General features: G+C 43.5%; 7 protein-coding genes. 5 read left to right on the plus strand and 2 right to left on the minus strand.

Features of this window, described 5'->3' with window-relative positions; all coding sequences use genetic code 11:
• Positions 1-31 precede the first annotated feature (31 nt).
• From ZOBGAL_RS06635 to ZOBGAL_RS06655, 5 genes are all read left to right on the plus strand, one after another.
• Positions 32-5,389 (plus strand): fibronectin type III domain-containing protein, encoded by a 5,358-nt coding sequence (locus ZOBGAL_RS06635; protein ID WP_046287384.1) that lies wholly within the window; start codon positions 32-34, stop codon positions 5,387-5,389.
• Positions 5,371-5,679 carry a hypothetical protein gene (locus ZOBGAL_RS06640; protein ID WP_013992765.1) on the plus strand — a complete coding sequence of 103 codons (309 nt, stop codon included), beginning with the start codon at positions 5,371-5,373 and terminating at the stop codon, positions 5,677-5,679. Before ZOBGAL_RS06635 ends, ZOBGAL_RS06640 begins: the two co-directional genes overlap by 19 nt.
• Before the next feature lie 321 nt (positions 5,680-6,000).
• Positions 6,001-11,013, plus strand: a complete 5,013-nt coding sequence (locus ZOBGAL_RS06645) for a hypothetical protein (RefSeq protein ID WP_013992766.1) — start codon at positions 6,001-6,003, stop codon at positions 11,011-11,013.
• A gap of 1 nt (position 11,014) precedes the next feature.
• Positions 11,015-13,078, plus strand: a complete 2,064-nt coding sequence (locus ZOBGAL_RS06650) for a fibronectin type III domain-containing protein (protein ID WP_148560693.1) — start codon at positions 11,015-11,017, stop codon at positions 13,076-13,078.
• Positions 13,079-13,082: 4 nt separating this feature from the next.
• The gene (locus ZOBGAL_RS06655; protein ID WP_013992768.1) at positions 13,083-18,068 is read left to right on the plus strand and encodes a T9SS type A sorting domain-containing protein; all 4,986 of its coding nucleotides are present in this window, start codon (positions 13,083-13,085) and stop codon (positions 18,066-18,068) included.
• A gap of 209 nt (positions 18,069-18,277) precedes the next feature.
• On the opposite strand, the gene ZOBGAL_RS06660 is transcribed toward ZOBGAL_RS06655, so the two are convergent.
• Positions 18,278-18,556, minus strand: coding sequence for a F0F1 ATP synthase subunit epsilon (locus tag ZOBGAL_RS06660; RefSeq protein ID WP_013992769.1), 279 nt, complete (start codon positions 18,554-18,556; stop codon positions 18,278-18,280).
• A gap of 69 nt (positions 18,557-18,625) precedes the next feature.
• Positions 18,626-20,134: a F0F1 ATP synthase subunit beta gene (gene atpD / locus ZOBGAL_RS06665; RefSeq protein WP_013992770.1), complete on the minus strand. Its 1,509-nt coding sequence runs from the start codon at positions 20,132-20,134 to the stop codon at positions 18,626-18,628.
• Positions 20,135-20,257 lie beyond the last annotated feature (123 nt).

Below are 20,257 nucleotides of genomic sequence, written 5' to 3' on the forward strand. Positions count from 1 at the left end.
GTAGTTAATGGTTTACAGAGTTCTAAAAAACATGAAAAACAGCAGGTTACAATTGCAGCATTTCAATAAAGCGCTGACAAATTACCGTGGCCTCTTGCGAGACATAAATTGCAGACTGCAAACTGTTCTTTTTCATGCCCTCTTTTTCTTTCTATTGACCCTGACCTGCCTCCCCGCATCCGCCCAGTCCTTCCCCGTTCAGGTGATTCCACAGGTTACCCCGCCGGCGCCCATCTATTTTTCCGATTATGCCGACGCGAGTACCTTGAGCAGTCCCCTGCGCGTGCAGATCGTCTTGAACGATTTTGAGATCGCCAACCGCGAGATACGCCTGCGCACCTATTTTGAGGGCGGGGGCATCAGTTTTCAGAGCAACGACGTTGTAGCAGGTGCCGAAAAACACTATTTGGAAGGAGGCGTTCCCCTGATACTCACCAACGTACAACTGGCCCCGTACTTTAGGTTCGAGAACATTAGCGGAATATCGCCCAACGTATACGGAAAGGCCATTCCCGAAGGCGCCTACTCCTTTTGTTTTGAGGTGTACGACGCCCTGACCGGCAACCGCCTGTCGCAGAAAAGTTGCGCCACCAGCGTAGTCTTTCAAAACGAACCGCCCTTTCTGGTCGCACCGAGAAACAAGTCCAACCTAACGGAAACCAATCCGCAGAACATCGTCTTCCAATGGACGCCACGCCACATCAACGTGAGCAATGTGGAATACGAACTGAGCATCGTGGAAATCTGGGACACCCAGGTAGACCCGCAACAGGCCTTTTTAAGCTCGCCCCCCGTTTTTCAGGTCACGACTACCGCCACCACCTACGTATACGGTCCGGCCGACCCGCTTTTTCTTTCGGGAAAAAACTACGCCTGGCGTGTACAGGCCAAGGCCAAGCAAGGGGTCGAGGAAATCGGACTCTTTAAAAACCAAGGCTATAGCGAGATTTATTCCTTCAGTTATGCCGGCACCTGCGACCTGCCCATCGGTATCAACCACGAGGTAAAGGGCAGTACCAATGCCAATATCTTTTGGGACGATTTCGCTACCGATGTGCCCGAATATACGGTGCGGTACCGTCAGAAAAACATAGAGGGAGCGGAGTGGTTTATGAACAAGACCACTTCGAACCAAACCACCCTGTGGGACCTAAAGGCAGGCACTACCTACGAATACCAGGTGCAGAAACAATGTGCGGTAACCGGAAGCGATTGGAGCACGGCCAAGGAGTTTACCACCTTTATCGCCGATGACGAAGCCAGTGTCTACGATTGTGGCATTACGCCCGATTTTGACGTTTCGAACAAAGAGCCCTTGCCTAGCATCTCCTCCGGCGAAAAGTTTATCGCAGGCGACTTCCCCATAAATATTTTAAAGGTAAGCGGTAAAAATGGCCGTTTTACGGGTAAAGGATACGTGACCATCCCCTACCTGAACAGCATTCGAGTGGGCGTAGAATTTACCAATGTGCTTATCAACACCGACAAGAAATTGGCGGAAGGCACGGTAGTCACCACCTACGACCCGAGTTTAAAGAACATCTTGGATGTTGATGAGTCGGTCGATACGGTAGAAGATGCGGCCGATGCGGTGGGGGAATTTTTTGAAGGTGATAACGACCTAGATGAAATTCGGGTCAACTGGGTCCTTAGATCTAAGAAAGACATAAAAATCAAAGGTGGTAAAGTCGTTATCACCAACCCCAATACAGGAGCAACTAAATCGGAGCCTTTAGGCGACGATATGGTAATAACCGACAGTGAAGGAAAGACCTATTACGTAGATGCCGAAGGTAAAATAACCGAAGGGGGATCACTTGCTACTGGCGGGGCCATAAGCCCAGATACCGTAGAAGGTGTCTCGAACAACGGCCAAATAGAAGCCTTGACGGCAGAAGGTGTTCTGGTGACCTTTAACGAAGCGGGTACGTATGCCATGGATATAATGCCCAAGGGCGAGATAGGAAAGCTCAAGGACGAATACACCATTATAAAGGACGCCGATGGCAACGACTATGTGCTTACCCACCATGCCGTAAAGAATAGGGCAAGCACCAAAATAAAGGCCAAAATCGACATTAAAAACGATGCCTACGATGTATCGGATGTTATCTTCAAGACCAAGCACGGGGATAGCATTCCCACGACCTTCAAGGGCAATGAGGCCACCTTGACCTTGAAAGGCAGGTTCACCTTTGAAAACGAAGTAATCTATGCAGTCGTACCCAACAAGGACGACAGCACAAAACAGCTTACGGCCGGGGCGTTTACCCTATGGCATCTATCCGAACGTACCGTAAATGTGGCCCTGGTTTCCGTTAACGGCGCCTCTTTGGGCAATATCGAATCCAACGTTTCCGACATCTTCAAAAAAGCGGTGGCCCATATTGAGTTTGGCGAGAACCTTGCCCTTTCCGTCACCAAGGACGAACTAGGAAGCAACCAAAAATTGGATGTAGGCGAAAGTGCATGGGCCGCGGCCTATAACGAGGAACAGAAGATGCTCGTAAACAAGGTGAAGCAATTGCCCAACTATAAGACCGACACCTATTACATCTTGGTCTTCAACGACATAGAACCATCACGCTCCATCGGTGGATTCATGCCCCTACAGAGGCAAATGGGCTTTGTATTTGCCGGTGACCCAGATAAAGAAGAAGACAAGAACGGGGACAAGAGCAAGACCTTGGCCCACGAAATAGGCCATGGTATTTTCGCCCTACAGCACCCCTTCGCTGAATATGACATGTCTGAAAATCAAACCGATTGGCTCATGGATTATGGCAGTGGAGACCAACTGCCCCATACCCATTGGGCGCAAATCCATGACCCGGCCCTTAAATTCTACATTTTTCAAGATGAGGAGGATGGGGAGATTGCCGGTAAAACTTGGTTTACACCGGATTGGAAGCCATTTACCATTAAGAATTCAACAACCATCATATCCAATTCAGAAAACATAAGCCCCAAAGGGACTGTCCCTGGCTTTAAATTAAGTAACGGGACCAAATATTGGGCAGCATATCGTTCCGATGGGCAATTTAAAGGCTATTACAATGATTCAGGGATAGAAATAACAAAGACTGAATATCAGAACAAGGAATTGACCATTGACAAAAATGACATCGTTTACTTATTTGAATATGTCCCTGGGGACTGTAATAAAACTTATAGGTCCACCTACGCATATGTAAGCTCTGCAACTAACAACATATCCTTTGACGAGTTTAACAACAATATTGAGCAAGTTAATATCTCTACGAATTGCCTTCCGGATTTATGTGAGAAAGGGAAAAAGTTCTACGAAGATTACACCTATTTGGTAAAGAATGAAGAAGGTCTTACGGCTCTTTTAGGTATCAGCAAATTAATATGTTCTACCGGTCCCGATGCCATAGACTATAATATTCTGGTCACACAAATTGGTAAGGATGCCATTAACACCAAAAATAGCTTCTGGTGGGGAACTGACAAATACTTATTTGATTTAGCAAGAGAACAATTTTGGCAGAATAAGGATGCTTTACCCTCTTATTTAAATGCATTAGAAAGTGTCGCTAGTAATATTGAAAGATTTAAGAAGGTATTAAAAACAAATGCTTCAAAAGAACAATACTACAACGCAATTTATTATTTGAACGATAAGTTCCTCCGGTCACTATCATCAATTGATAAAGCTAGAATACTAGCTCACATATTTGCAGAAGATACCTTCATTACATCAGGTCTTTATGGCATTACCAACAATGATGAATCACTAATTATCAAGGTTCTTAATTCAGTTGGCGAAAATAAGACCGAAGCGAAAAATTTCATGGATAAATTCATCACAAATGATGATTTATATAATGATTTACAAGCTGGATTAGATGATAATTTGGGTGAAGCAAATTTTACTGATTTTATAGTTAAACTCACCAAATTAGCCCAATTAGCCTATGGAAATGAAGATCCCTCAAAAATCGAACCCAAATATACATTCAATTGGGGTGTTAAAAATGTTGACTTTGTCCTCAGATGGGTTAATACTTTAGGAGATTATCGTTTTTCTTATATTAATAATAACATACAGCTTACAGGCAAGTGTACTACATCATATGCACCTTCTCCAACTGGAATAGGTATTATCGAAAACGAAAACTGTTTAATAAATAATGTTCCGCTTAACCCTTTCAAAGATTTTGTCAAAATTACTCTCATTGAAAGTGTTAACATTCTTCCCTCATTATGCAATAATCAAAACGCCCAATTTTGTGGCCAAGCAATTGTAGTGCCCGCCATATTTTTAGAGTATCTAAAAACAAAAAAAGAAAGTCAACAGTTTGAAAATCTAGGCTTCAATATTATTACCGTGGCAGGAACGATTCTCTCAGGGGGAGAACTCGCAGCAGCAAAAGCTACTACAGCCGCATGGTACTGGGCAGCTGCTGACTTAACATATACTTTTTCTACCCCTTTCTTGAAATTATTCAGAGAAGATGTAAAGAAAAAATTTGGTGAAAAAATCTCTGACTTTCTATATGATGGCCTAGATGGGATACAATTCATTTTTGCAGCGAAAGGCGCCGCCGATTTAATAAAAACGACTCCAAAGAATGCTGCTGCCAGTATTGCCAGTAAAAAAGTCATAGGTGATGATGATTTTTATAAATTACTTGAAAGCGGTATCCGTAGGGACCAACCTAACTTGTCAGAAGCCAAGGTCAAGGAAATAATAGATGACGTAAAGGTTGCAATGAACAAGCTTGAGTCCGAGTTATCTCCTAAATTATTAGAAGAAGAAATTGCTAAGGCTAAAAAGCTGTTAGGAGATTATCCCAGTACCAATGATTGGACATCAGCTTTGGACAAAAATATTAATGATTTGACTCTGCCTCCTAAGGGGTATCAGTTTTACACAAGAAATGGAAATATATGGATACGAAGAATCGACGCTTCTGACCTAAACACGCCAAGACTAACTGTAAAGGATGGTAAAATCACTAAATATACGGGAGGTACTATTCCTAGGTTTACTATAGTTCAAATAGGTGATTATATTAAACTAGCAACAAAAAATGGAAATGCTAAGAAAGTTATGTTAGGAATGTGGGACGGCGGAGGGCCTTCTTCATATATTACAAGAGCTGGCAACAATTATACTTATTTTGATTTTGGAGAAAAATGGGACGAAGTCTATAAGCTTGTAAATGAGAATGATGATGAAATATGGAGAATTAACAAGGAATTTATTGACAGACAAAGAGCAGCCAATAAAGAATTTTGGTTCTCCCATGACCCTTTCTCTCCTAAAAACGAACAGTTTTATGCAAGAGAGATTAACTATTTAATTGATTTAGGGGTTACAGATTTTGTTAAAGAAAATGATTTATGGAAAGCATTATGGTAGGAAACTGGGCTTTAGAAAACAATGGGGTGGTAAAAGATTATTTTCAAAATAATTTTCCGGATTTTATTCTATTAGAGGAAACTGCTCATGGTCCTTTTTGGGGCGTAAAATATATGAAAAACAATATAACTATAAACGTCAAGGGGGATATAGGGTTTTACATCGAAATCATCATTGATGGAGATTTATATGATTTATGGCAATATGACCGTAGTGTTAATAATTATCAGAAAACATCAGACAAAAACATACTTTTTCAATTGTCTATTCTGAAAAGTTTTTTGGAATAAAAAATGCCATTCAAATTAAGAAAAGTCATAATTAAGAAATAGGAATATACATCATATGAAGGAAATAATAATTCCCCCACTAGCGCGAGCATCACGCTCGTGCCATGTTCAAAACACCCCTGTAAAGTAGTGCCCCACTACTTTACCGTCCCCTCAAAGGGACAATACCCCCCTTCGAAGGGGGTGCCTGAAGAGCGGGGGATGTAGGATCGAACCGATGTAAACAAAAGAAAAAGGTAAAACAAAAACGGAAGGAAAGAGAAAAAACGATATAGCCCCAACGATTTCAGTGGGGTCAACAACACGAAAAACCAACGTAGTATGAAAAACAACTACCTGTACATAGTTTCACTCCTATGCCTTGCTGCCGTCGTGTTCGGCCAATCGGCGTACGCCCATGGCAACCCTTGGGCACATTCAAGCTATTCCCTCCCGACCAACAATATCGGGTCAAAAAGCCTATCGACACCCCTAACGGAAAAAGACTCGACCTCGGCAAGTCCAAAGGACAGCGTCAAACTCAAAAAAATCAAGGCACAACAATTGGCCCACTTACAACAATTGGCGGCCCTTCGCGGCTCGGTATTGACACCCGCCGTAACGGCCCCTATCCCCCAAAAAACAGAAGAAGCAGCCGTTGAGGAAGAAAAGGTGTTCCGTTCCTTCCCTTCCTTAGACCAGCAGTTGGCCCAAAGCCAAGATTTTAACGTATCCTTTGCCAATCGCGCACCTGAATTCAACGAAGCCTACCTGGCCGAAAACTTCCAGCAAAACCCTGCCGTAGAAAAACTGATCAACAATGCCAAAGGCGCCCTCGATGCCGTCAAGGAGCTAGGCAACTTTGTAGACATCATAACCGGCAAAGACCTGTTGGAGCTGCCGGTGGGACTCAAAAAGACCGACCAGACCTCCAACAACTCCGTGGAGCTCGCCATTACCGAGGTACAGTTCACCCCCGGCTATGCCCTTCTTAAAGTATGGGCCCGATTGATCATACCCGAAAAGGGTGAAGTTAAAAACGAAAAAGATCGTGGCATCGAACGCGAACTCTTTTTTGGGGCCGAAAACGTAAAACTATCCTATGACGGCGGCCTATCAGGCGACATGAGACTGGTGCTTTTGGGCAATCAGGCCATCCCCATTCAAGGCGACAACTGGCTATTGACCCTAAAAGGGGGTATCAACCTTAAAAAAAATACCTTCGACGACCAATCATATATTGAATTTGACTGCTCCGAACTAAAAGGCATCAGCCTTGAAGGGGATTTACGTGTTTCCAGAAACGTGCTCTTGCCCATTGACAAGAATGGGAACTACGTCTGTGGGGACAGCAGTGAAAACCAATACATGGAAGACAATGAAGAGGCTGTCGACAACAAGTGTTATGTGGGCACCTCGTTCAGTGTCAAGGCCGAAGGTTGGAACGACCTGTTGGTCGATGTCAATCTACCGCGTTTTGAAGTGGTGGGCCTCAAAGGCTGGGGCTTTGACCTAACTAAGGTAGTCTTAGATTTAAGCGATAGCAGAAACGCGCCCAAACTAGACCTCCCCGAGGAGTATGACCAGATCTACCCCGGTGAAGACAAAAAACTATGGCGGGGCTTCTATGCCGAAGAAGTGAAAATCATGTTACCCAAAGGTATAGAGAACACTAAAAAATCGAATGGCAGGGTTGAATTCGTAGCCGAAAATTTGGTATTGGACAGTCAAGGTGTCTCGGGCACTTTCCACGGAGAAAACGTCTTAAAAACAGGCGAAGGCGCCGCTGGCAAATGGGCCTTTACCATTGACGACGTAAGCATTTCCCTCTCCAGAAATTCCTTGACCGACGGATCCATCGGCGGAGATATTGCCGTTCCCATCTTCGAAGAGCCCATGGACTACAAGGGATACATAGCCCAAAACGGATATGGTCTGGAAGTGGGACTCAAGAGCAATTACAAAACCCCTGTATTCTTGGGTGAAATGCAACTGGAACGCAACTCTAGCGTAGCCATTAATGTGAAAGATGGCAATGTTTACCCCTCGGCCAACCTGACCGGACAGCTATCCGTTATCGGTGAAATAGGCCAAAAAGAGGGGGAAGCATCCCCTAGCGCCGAAGAAGCGGAAGCGAGTGGAAAAGGCTTCAGCTTTCCAGGAATCGAGTTTCAAGAACTAAAATTGGAGACCGAGCCCGGCAAAAAAACCATCAGTGCCGACAAGTTCGGTTTTACGGGAGAAATGAAACTCATGAACTTTCCGGCCTCCGTAGAAAACCTGAAGTTGGTCACCCCAAAGAATCAAGTGGGCCTATCCTTTGACCTAAAGATCAACCTTGATGGCGATGGATCACATGCCACTACCAGCATGGACATTATCGGCAAGTTGGAAGACGGTTCCAAAATCCACAAATGGAAATTTGAAAAAGTATCGGTCGATGGAATTGAGATCGACTACACCAAAGCCAATTTTCAAATTAAGGGTGAATTGGACGTAATGGAAGACGACCCCGTCTACGGCAATGGGTTTAAAGGAAACCTCACCGCCACTTTTAAAAAATTAAAGTTTAGTGCAGAAGGGAATGCCATCTTTGGAAATACAGATTTCAGATATTGGACCGTGGACATCGCCACTAACTCCATACAAAATGAAGGAACAACAAAACTACCCATTAAAGCCTTTGTTGGTGGTCTATCGTACAAAATGCAAAAGGTCAGCGGCAACAGTTCCGGTTTTGAACCGGGAACCGCAGTTTACGAACCCGACGTCAATACCGGCCTAGGAGTACGCGCAGGAGTCAAGATTACCACAGAAAATGCCGATGCCTTCTCTTGCAAAGCATACTTGGAAATGGAGTTCAATGCCCATGGCGGACTCAACCGAATCGGATTTATGGGCGAAGGGGCCATAATGGGCAAGGACGAATCAGGCCCCGGTGACTTGAAGAAATCGGCCGAAGTAGCGGAGAAAGTTGACAAGTCGCTACGGGACAACTCCGCCGCCGCGGCAAATAAACGGTACGGTAATTTTATGACCACTGCCAAAGAATCGATTCCCATACACGATGTAGCCGCATCGGGCAAGGTTGGAGTTTACGTGGGTATCGAAAAAGACTTTGTTAACGACACCTTTGATGGGGAGTTTGAACTCTATCTAGACCTTGGGGCCATTAAAGGGGGTGGAGCCAATAATTTGGCCGGCTATGCCAAAATACACACTGGCCCCAACGACTGGTACATGTACATCGGTACGCCCGACCAACGGATAGATTTATTGTTTAACTCCGGTGTTCAGGTAAGAGTCGGCGGTTACTTTATGACGGGAACAAAATTACCGGCCCCAGGTGACATCAGTCCCCACCCAATAGTCACCAAAATTCTAGGCGATGATATGCTTAGGGGCGAACGCAAAGACAATCAACTGGTATCCGGAAAAGGCTTCGCCTTCGGTATGAATTTCGGCTACGGCTATAATTTTGATTGGGGCTTATTCTACGCAATGGTAGAAATCGGTGCCGGTTTCGATGTTATGCATGCCTATTACCCGAATGCCAAATGTGTTGGCCGACCAGGGCCTGTCGGAAACAATGGGTGGTACAGTATGGGACAAGTATACGCCTATCTCTACGGTGAATTTGGTGTTAAGGTAGACCTCGCCTTTATCAAAGGAAATTTCAAGATCGTAGAGGCCGGCGTTGCTACCGCGTTAAGAGGTCAATTTCCAAACCCCGTTTATATTCAAGGCTATGTGGGCATGTATTACAAAATCTTAGGCGGACGTGTTAAGGGAAGGATGAGGATGAAGGTAGAATTAGGGGAAAAATGTGAATTAGAGAACATAAACGACACTATTGGGGTGCCGATGATATCCGATCTTACACCTAGGGATGGAGACGATGATATTTCGGTGTTTGCCGCACCCCAAGCCGTTTTCAATTACGCCGTCAATTCAGACTTTACCGTTGACATAGAAGAGGAGGTCAGGACCTTTAAGTTACAGCTGCAAAACTTTACCGTCACTTCGGAAGGAAAAAAAATAAAAGGCACCTTGGAATGGAACGACACTAACGATGCGGTTACGTTCAAACCGGAACGGCCTTTGCCTTCGGAAAAAGAAGTAAAAGTGATAATCGAAGTGAGTTTTGACGAAAAAATTGACGGTACATATAAAACCATGACCGAAGATGGCAAGCCTGTTGTAGAAAAAAAAGAAATCTCCTTTGTTACCGATAAGGCACCTGACCATATTGTATGGGAAAACGTGGCTTATTTGTATCCTGTGAAAGAGCAGCGAAATTTCTATCCAAAGGAATACAAGACAGGTTATGTCAAAATGATCCAGCCCCAGGACAATCTCTTTAACAAAGACTTTGAAATTAGGGCCGAATTTGTATCCAGGGCTTCAGGGCAAGGTGTCCGAACCCCTGTAAGTTATGATAAAAATAAGGGCATGGTCTTTTTTGATATTCCTGATATGGTCCTTGATGCAGAATACGACCTAAACCTAATGGTCTTTCCTTCGGGACAAGAAATCCCTACCGAAATCGTGGTTGAGGAAACCGAGTTGTTGGACGATGAAGAAGCTGGGGACACCACGTGGTTCGACCCGGACACAGAAACCCAAAGTGTCAAAAACGTATCGGCCAGTGCTGTGGTAGCCAATAAAAAAGCGTCCAATGTTACCATTTCGAATGCCGCACCAAAATCCATTTTTGATTATACCTTCAAAACAAGTAGACATGAGACTTTTGGGGAGAAAATCAAGAATTTGGAACCCACAAACTATCTTCTTAATGCATCCATATCTTCCGATGTTCATTCATTATCAATTCAGGTCGCAGATTATGAATATCTGGATATACTAGAAGTAATTGGGAATTCTTACACTGAAACAAAGCCTTTGGTTTATGCTGAAGCGGTTTTAAATGACAGTTATTATAAGAAAAAAATAGGGCCCATGTTATATGCTGATGATGTTTATCCACTAGACGGGAATATAGAATTAGATAGGGACACAACAATCCTAGGGGCTCCCCCTATTAGATCTTTTGTTATCGGTGACGAGTATATGGCCAACCTAGCCACGAACCCAGGCTCATTCTGGGTTAAAAACAGAATACCCCATATCTATAATTTGCCTTACCAATACAAAAATGATATGGTCGTTTTGAGAAAGAAGCTTATAAAAAAATACTCTGAAGGAGAAGGTGATGAAGAAATATACAACAACTTCAAGTATTTGATGACGAGTTTCCCTCCTTTACCCTTGGGGACCTATAATGCCAAATTAATTTATAGAACGCCTGGACAATTATATCAAAAAGGATATCCCATAAAATACAAAAATCAATAGTTTGAAAAAAATATCTTTCATCATATACCTACTCTTTAGCTTTTGTTGGGGACAAGACTCAACCTCGGTCCAACTTATTTCGAGGTCGCTTCCGGACAAGGTGATGCTCAGATGGGCCGTAGACCAAGCTTTGGGCTGGAAAATCGGTAACGAATACGGCTTTTACATAGAACGGTCTACCATTTCCCGCAACGGGGAGGCTGTAGTTCCCATAGAACGAAAAATGCTTGTTAAGCGACCCCTAAAACCAAGACCTTTGGAGGAATGGGAAACATTGGCCAACCAAGACCAGAACATAGCTGTCCTGACCCAAGCCCTTTTTGGGGAAACTTTTAAAACCCTAGCTCCAAAAACCGGGGTTTTGGGAAAAATAACCGCTGTTAACGACGAATTGGAACAGCGCTTCACCTTTGCCCTTCTGGCTGCCGAACAAAGCTTTGAAGGAGCCAAACTAGCAGGTTGGGGATTAGAGGACACCTCCATAGTTCCAGGAGAAGGATACGTTTATAAGGTTACAGTAGCCCTTCCCGAAGATGCAAACATAAAAATTAAGGAGGGGTCGACATATGCAGGAACCCATCTTTACGAAAAATTGCCCCAACCTATTGGCTTGGCAGGTATTTTTAAAGACTCCCATGTAGTACTAAGCTGGAACTATAACCTTCTAAGTAGTATTTATACGAGTTATATCGTTGAAAAGTCAGCTGACAGCCTCAACTTTGAAAAACAGAACCAACAACCTATCTTTAATGCTTCACCATATCCAAATGACAATAACATTGCCCTTTATTACACCGATTCCATACCCAACGACAAGTCCTTCTATTATCGCATAAAAGGTAAAACCGCATTCGACGAAGTTGGTCCAGCCAGTTCAATAGTACAGGGGAAGGGCAAAAAATCATTGGAATATGTACCAAGAATTTATAAAAAAGAAATCCCTACCGACAATAGAGCTACCCTTTATTGGGAAATTAAGGAAGAAGGAAACGAACTGATCTCCAAATTTCAGTTAAATAGAGCAAATACCAACGATGGGCCTTTTAAAACCGTAATAGACAATATCCCGCCAACAAGCAGAAGCATCTCTTACGACAAATTGGACCGTATTAATTACTTCACAGTGTCGGCAGTGGATAAAAACGGAACCAAAAGTGAGTCCTTACCAGTAATGGTACAACCTGTCGATTCAGTACCTCCTGCAGCACCCAAGGGTTTAATGGGAGTGATGGACACTACCGGAGTGGTGCGACTCTCATGGGACAAAAACCTGGAAGGTGATTTAAAAGGATATCGCATTTTTAGGTCAAACAATCCTAATGTAGAATTCACTGAAGTTACAAAAGAAACCTACATCACAGAAAATTACAACGACACCCTTCCTATCCGTAATCTGAACAGCAAGGTGTATTACAAACTCCAGGCGGAGGACCAAAGGTACAACAGATCAACATTTTCCAAAATACTGGAGGTAAACAAACCCGATTTAAACCCTCCTTCTCCCCCGGTACTTACAAAGTATGAGGTTTTGCCAGAAGGCACCCAAATCAACTGGTCTCCTAGTAGCAGCCCTGATGTGGCATCCCATACAATCTTTAGAAAAGCTATGGGCAAACAGGAAGAACTATGGGAGAAAATTCATGAAACTGGCATAAGAAATGACAATTCTTTTTTAGACGCCAAGAAATTGGAAGGAAATCAATATTCCTACATCGTAGTGGCAAAAGACTCCGCGGGACTGGAGAGTGCCCCTTCGGACCCTCTCACAGTAGCCTGGAGCGGCAAAATCGTCAAGGACGACGACTTTAAATTTTCCGGTACGGTAAACCGGGAATTGCGCTTTATTCATCTTTCTTGGAAAATAAAGGATCAAGAAGTCCTTGAATATCGATTGTATAGAGGAACAATGGAAAACGACCTTAAACTATTTAAAACATTCAATAAAAATGTAACTAGTTTTAACGATATCGATTTGAAGGTAAACTCCGAATATACGTATGGATTACAATTCGTTTTAATATCTGGCACTCTCTCTCCCTTCAAGAAATTGGAATTAAAATATTAGGAATATGAAGAAGTTATTATCATCCGTATTGTTCTTATTCTGCTTTATTAACTCTTTTTCTCAAGGTATTCTTTACGTGAATTCTGAACGTATTCCCATTGATATTGATTGTAGAATAGGTGATTATACAACAAAATACAATATCTCTCATTCAACTGGAAAATATAATATCACTTCTTCCTCCGTAGATGTAACAATTTCATTTCAAGAAGGCTATGATGACGACCCTAGTTATGGATGCGGAGGTCCTTGCGGAGGTTTCAGATGGTATGATCCAATAGAATCCAGTGCCAAATTAAAATTCTTTGATACGTTTATTTTAGACTATGAAGGCCCAAACCCCATTACATGTCCAAGAACACTAACCATACCTGTCAATTATACCGCAGTGTTCTTACCTCACATGAGTTTAAATAAGGGGGGGGTTGTATGTCCCGAAGAGATCTTGTTCTCCCCATACAATGGAGGTTCTCAAAATTTAGAAAACGCAGATATAGTTTGGGAATATTTGAATGGTTCAAAATGGGAAAAAATACCAAAATTTTCATCCTTATTTCCCTTAAATAAAACTATCGAAGAGATTTTTGGCACAAGTTCGCAAAATTTCATTAACAAAAACCTTCAACTAAGATACATCGTTTTTAACAATAGCTCCTACACTCAAAATTTCGATATTGAGGTAAAAAATTGCTCCATAGAACTAAGAGAGACGAACCCCATAGAAACAACCGATGCTGAATGCTACGATAGAACAAATGGTAGTGTCACCTTAAATTTTAAATCTGATGTACAGGAAGGTTATGAAATGCGATATTTTATATATCAAGGGAATTCTTCTTCCTTTCCCCAGGGAGAAGAAAAAAACGAAAATCCAAATACCGCACAGTTTCCGCAAGCCGTTGCCAATGTAAGGTTCAGCAATGGTAGTAGTCCGAATCAGGTCGGCCCCTTAGAGCTAAATACCACAGATGGGAGTTACAGAGGAAACTCCGGTAAAATCTTGGGAGAAGAATCCTATTATATTTTATACCAAGAAGTAAAATATGAGGGTGACGATGTAACCGTAAAAAGTGGTGAACTCTATCCAAAATCAGGATCATTCACCATCAACCAACCCTCCGAAATCATCCCCTCGGCCACCATAACCCAAGCCTCATGCGACAATCCCAATGCCGTCATAAAATTCTCGGCAGTAGGGGGAAATAATTTAAACGGAGGTGGTACCTACTCCTATAGATACCAACTTAATGGTGCCGGTGATTGGTTTGAGGTAACTGGGGACGAGGCGGAAATCACCCCTACCGACACGGAGCAAACAGTTAGCATACAAGCCATCTATTCCATAAATGATTGCCCCAGTAAAAGCATACTTTTAGATACCAAAATAAATGCCGCTATCCCCAATTTGGAAATTTTGGAGACAAAGGCAGGTGTTGCTCCCTCTGCCGGAGGTCCCGATTATTTCATTACCTTAAACTACGAAGGTGGAGTACCGAATTATATCTTTCAACTCGAAAAACTGAATACGTCCACCTCGAGTTTTGAAGTGGTCGCAAACCCTGATTTTTTGCATAATTCAATTAATAAAAGTGCCCAATTTTCCGGTCTGGAAATCGGCACTTATAGAATCGTAATCACCGACGGCAATGGATGCACCGAAACCTCCGACAATACCATTGTTACCGCATCTCCTCCCCCAACCATTGAAACGGTCGAATCTTTCCCTATGTCGTGCTCTGGCGACCAAGCTTCCATAGCAGTAACGGTTTCCGGCGGTCTAACCCCTTATAACTACCAATGGACCATTAATGGTAGCGTTTCCGCAACACAAACGACTTCTTCCCCTCAAATTTCGCTTAACAACTTAACCGAACCAGGGACGTATGTTCTAAAAGTCGCCTCCGATGGTTTTACTGATTTTGACGATGCTTCAGGCTACGTTAGCACTTCCATCGAACTTGAAGCCCCTGTAGCAGTTGTTATAGATCAAGGAAATACGTCGATTACACCTATTAGTTGTTTCGGTGCCCAAGATGGAAGTATTCTCGTGGCCGTATCGGGTGCGACAAACTATGAATACAAGCTCGATGCCTATGACGATTGGCAAGATTTGGTCAATTTTACCATCCCCATCGCTACGGGAGGGGTGTACGACCTATACTTGCGGGACAAGGATACCCAGTGTGAGGCCACTCCATTGCTAGACTCCTTCCTCGTAGAAGAGCCTTCCGAAATTATAGTCTCGGAAAATACCGATGCACACATGAATGTTAGCTCAAACGGAGGTAACGATGGCTCCATAGTCATTAACGTCTCGGGAGGACTACCGGAAATCGATCCTAATGAAGAATACACCTTTAATTGGATAGGAACAGGACCTAACAACACCTCGTTCTCTAGTAACACTCAAAATATAAGCGGACTTACCGCAGGATTCTACGAAGTAACCGTCTCCGACGCCAATTCCTGTACATCCGCCACCTTGTCGATTGAAATTACGGAACCCGGTCCCTTGGCCATAAACAATGTGGAAATTGAAAACCAGATAACTTGTTCCGCTTCCAATGACGGTTCTATAAGAGCCGATGTTATCGGTAATACGCCCATTACCTTCGAATGGTGGCGCAACGGCTCACTATACGACGTGCTGGTCGACCAAAATACCATCTCCGATCTGCCACCCGGAGAGTATCAACTTTTCCTAAAAGATCCATCCGTGCCAACACCCCTAGAGAGTACTATCATTGAACTCGTCGCTCCGAGTACCCTAATGGCCGATGTCGCCAGCTCTTCTACCTGTTCCGGTATCGATAGGGGTACGATTAGTATCTCTAACGTTACGGGGGGTACGCCCGGAGCCTTGCAAGACTATACCTATAGTATCGACAACGGCAATTCCTTTCAAAACTCTCCCCTGTTCGAAAATGTTCCCGCAGGTAATTATACCGTTATAGTACGCGATGGCAATGGATGTGAATTCGTCCAGACCGATGTTACCGTTGACCAATACCCAATAATAACGTGGGATTCCGATAATACCATCGTCGTTCACATAAGTGCCGCCGGTCGGAGTGATGGGGCCATATCCCCGGTATTCACAGGCGGAACACCTCCTTTCAGCTATAACTGGACAGGCCCTGGTATAAATGGAACGACCACCAAAGACATCAATAACCTAATGGAAGGCTCCTATACCGTTACAGTATCGGACAGTAACGGGTGTACCCTTCAAGAAAACTTTGAGATTTTAGAACCCGGAGAACTGACCGTCGTTCTTGAACAAACCGAATTCTTATTGTGCCATGGCGATGACTACGGCGAAATCATGGCCCGTATCGAAGGAGGGGTCGAGCCCTACACCCTTGAATGGTACCAAAGCTCTCTCGGCTCCGACAATCTATTAAACGAAAAATCACCAATCTTGGGGGACCTAAGCGCAGGAACCTATTTTTTAAGGGTAACCGATGCCAATGGTATAATTAAGGACTCTAATCCTATTTCCATTGCCGAACCTGACCTGCTAGAGGTTTCTATAGAAGACACCACTGATATACTTTGTGATGGAGAGGCAACAGGTGCCGTGACCGTAAAAGTTGAAGGGGGCACGCCCCCGTACATCTATATATGGAGCAATGGGGAAAGCAATCAGAACCTAGTCGGAGTAACGGCAGGGGAGTATATCCTTGAGGTAGTCGACGATAATGGTTGTTCCGCTACGACTACGGCTATAGTAAAACCAGCACCTGACCCCTTGCAGATCACAGACACCAATATAACCCATACCTCTGAATACCAAGCCAATGACGGTAGCATCTCCCTACAACTTGATGGTGGTGCATTTCCATTCGACATCAGCTGGCTACGCTTATCCGACAATAGCCCTATCGGTGACCAAGAGACTATTTCCGGGCTATCTGCCGGTTTTTACCTAGTATCTATTTCCGACGATAACAACTGCTCTATAAGCGAAACGTATGAGATTACCCAGCCCGACATCGTAGAGGAGACTATTGTACGGCCTAGCTGCCATGGCGATACCAACGGTAGTATTTCCATTTTGGTAAACAAAGGCAATGGCGTGTTTACCTACGAATGGAGTACCGGGGCCACCACTAGCAATATTGAAAACCTTGGTGCGGGAAGTTACACGGTAACCATAGACGGATTTGGTGACGGCCCTTTAACCCGGACCTATATTCTTGAAGACCCCTTACCCCTAAAGGTAGACCTTGGGGAAAACCGCACCCTATGTGCAGGTCAAGAATTAGTTTTAGATGCCAGTGTGGAAGATGGGCAAGCATCTTACACTTGGTCATCCGATAATGGGTTTACGAGCAATGAAGCCAAGGTAAGCTTGGTGGAGAGCGGTACATATACGGTCAGGGTATCGACACCAACAGGTTGCTCGGCAGAAGGAAGCGTAAGGGTAGATGTAAGTCCCGAAGAAATAGATGCCGAATTTGCGGCTTCTACCCAAGTATTTGTCAACGAAACGGTCGTTGCCGTTGATATCAGCTATCCCCTGCCCGATAAATCGGAATGGATACTACCTGATGAGGCGACCATATTGAAGACCGATAACGATGAGGCGGAGTTTAGGTTCGATCAACCTGGTGAATACGAGATAGGAATCATAACCTCAAGAGGCGACTGCTGGGCACAACAGACTAAAAAAATAATTGTGTTGGAGGCCGACGCCACAATTAAAAAGGAAAATACCGAAAACGGTAAAAAACTTATCGATGAGTTTATCGTATACCCGAACCCCAGTAGCGGTGAGTTCACTGCAGACGTTACACTCTCCGAAAGGGGCAACATCAGTATCAAAGTATTCAGCTTGGCAAATAATGCGCTTATAGCCTCTAAAAAAGATCGTGGGGAATCATCGTACAACATTCCTTTTGACCTTTCGGGGTTTCCCGCAGGCGTCTATGCCGTATTACTTGAAACCCCCTATGGAAAAACCTTAAGAAAAGTGATTATCAAATAAAACCACATCAATTATAAATCCCCATAGAAAAAGCCCAAAACTTATCCTTTGGGCTTTTTAATTTTTTAAACTGCCGTAAGCGGCCAACACTATTGTAAAATGCATGATTGCCTTCTGGAACGATTCCATTCATTTTTCATTCATGCCAAAACAAAAAAAAGCCGCACAATTAAGTACGGCTTTTAGAAATTATAATATGATTGCGCTTTTTAATCGGCCAATACAATTACCCGATTATCACTCATTTCAACAGTTCCACTAGCTATGGGAAGAATGACCTTTCCACTAGCGTCTTTAGAGAACTTAGAGGCGTACGCTTCATCTATTGTTATATTTCCCTCAACACGAACACTACCTTCTTGAAGCAAGGAAACGATGGGTGCGTGATTGTTCAAAATCTGGAACTCCCCATTTACCCCAGGTACGGTTACCGACGTTACCTCGCCTGAAAATAATGTGGCTTCTGGTGATACAATTTCTAAATACATCCTTATAGTATTGAGTAGTTAGTAATAAGTAGTTAGTATAGGATACTAAATACTATGTACTTGTACTAATTAAGCTTCAGCTAACATTTTCTCACCGGCTTCGATAGCTTCTTCGATGGTTCCTTTTAGGTTGAAAGCCGACTCAGGAAGGTGGTCTAATTCACCGTCCATAATCATATTGAATCCTTTGATGGTTTCTTTAATATCAACCAATACCCCTGGTATACCGGTAAACTGTTCCGCTACGTGGAAAGGCTGTGAAAGGAAACGCTGAACACGTCTTGCACGTCCTACCGCCAATTTATCCTCTTCTGAAAGTTCTTCCATACCAAGAATGGCGATAATATCCTGTAGCTCTTTATAACGTTGCAACAACTCTTTTACACGTTGTGCACAGTTATAATGATCGTTACCTAAAATATCCGCCGTTAAGATACGGGAAGTTGAATCCAATGGATCCACCGCTGGGTAAATACCCAATTCCGCAATCTTACGTGAAAGTACCGTTGTAGCATCCAAGTGGGCAAACGTTGTTGCCGGAGCCGGATCCGTTAAATCATCCGCAGGTACGTAAACCGCCTGTACAGATGTAATAGAACCTCTTTTGGTCGATGTAATACGCTCTTGCATGGCACCCATCTCTGTTGCCAAAGTTGGTTGGTAACCCACTGCAGACGGCATACGACCTAAAAGGGCCGACACCTCTGAACCTGCCTGTGTAAAGCGGAAAATATTATCTACAAAGAAAAGTACGTCTTTACCTTGGCCTTCCCCGGCACCATCACGGAAATACTCGGCAATGGTCAAACCTGACAATGCCACACGGGCACGTGCTCCTGGTGGTTCGTTCATCTGACCGAACACGAAGGTTGCTTTTGAGTCTTTCATGGCCTTTTTGTCCACTTTGGAAAGGTCCCATCCGCCATCTTCCATTGAATGCAAGAAGTCGTCACCGTATTTAATAATACCCGATTCCAACATCTCACGAAGCAAATCGTTTCCTTCACGGGTACGTTCACCAACACCTGCAAATACAGAAAGACCACCGTGGCCTTTGGCGATGTTGTTGATCAATTCCTGAATCAATACGGTCTTACCCACACCGGCACCACCGAACAAACCGATCTTACCACCTTTTGCATAAGGCTCGATCAAATCGATAACCTTGATACCAGTGAAAAGAACTTCTGTAGAAGTGGAAAGATCTTCAAATTTTGGTGCTTCCCTGTGAATTGGAAGACCATCTTTACCTGATTTAGGCAAATCGCCCAAACCATCGATAGCATCACCGATCACATTAAAAAGACGACCATATACATCATCACCGACCGGCATTTGAATTGCGCTACCTGTCGAAAGCACATCTGTTCCTCTACTTAGACCATCAGTAGAATCCATGGAGATTGTTCTTACTGTATTTTCACCAACGTGGGATTGCACTTCTAAAACTAGTTTAGAACCATCTTTACCAGCGATTTCCAGAGAATCGTATATTTTTGGAAGGGCATCTCCCGATTGGAATTCCACATCGACTACCGGCCCAATAATCTGGGAAACTTTACCTGTAACTTTTGACATTACTTTATTAGTTTATGAATTCAAATTACTTACTGTATTGAAAAACACCTTTATACAGCCGTGTTTTTCAGGCTGCAAAGGTATGTTTTTCAACTCGAATTGAAAACTACTTTTTGTTCTTTT

This window comes from Zobellia galactanivorans (genome assembly GCF_000973105.1).
In the GTDB taxonomy this organism is placed as follows: Bacteria; Bacteroidota; Bacteroidia; order Flavobacteriales; family Flavobacteriaceae; genus Zobellia; species Zobellia galactanivorans.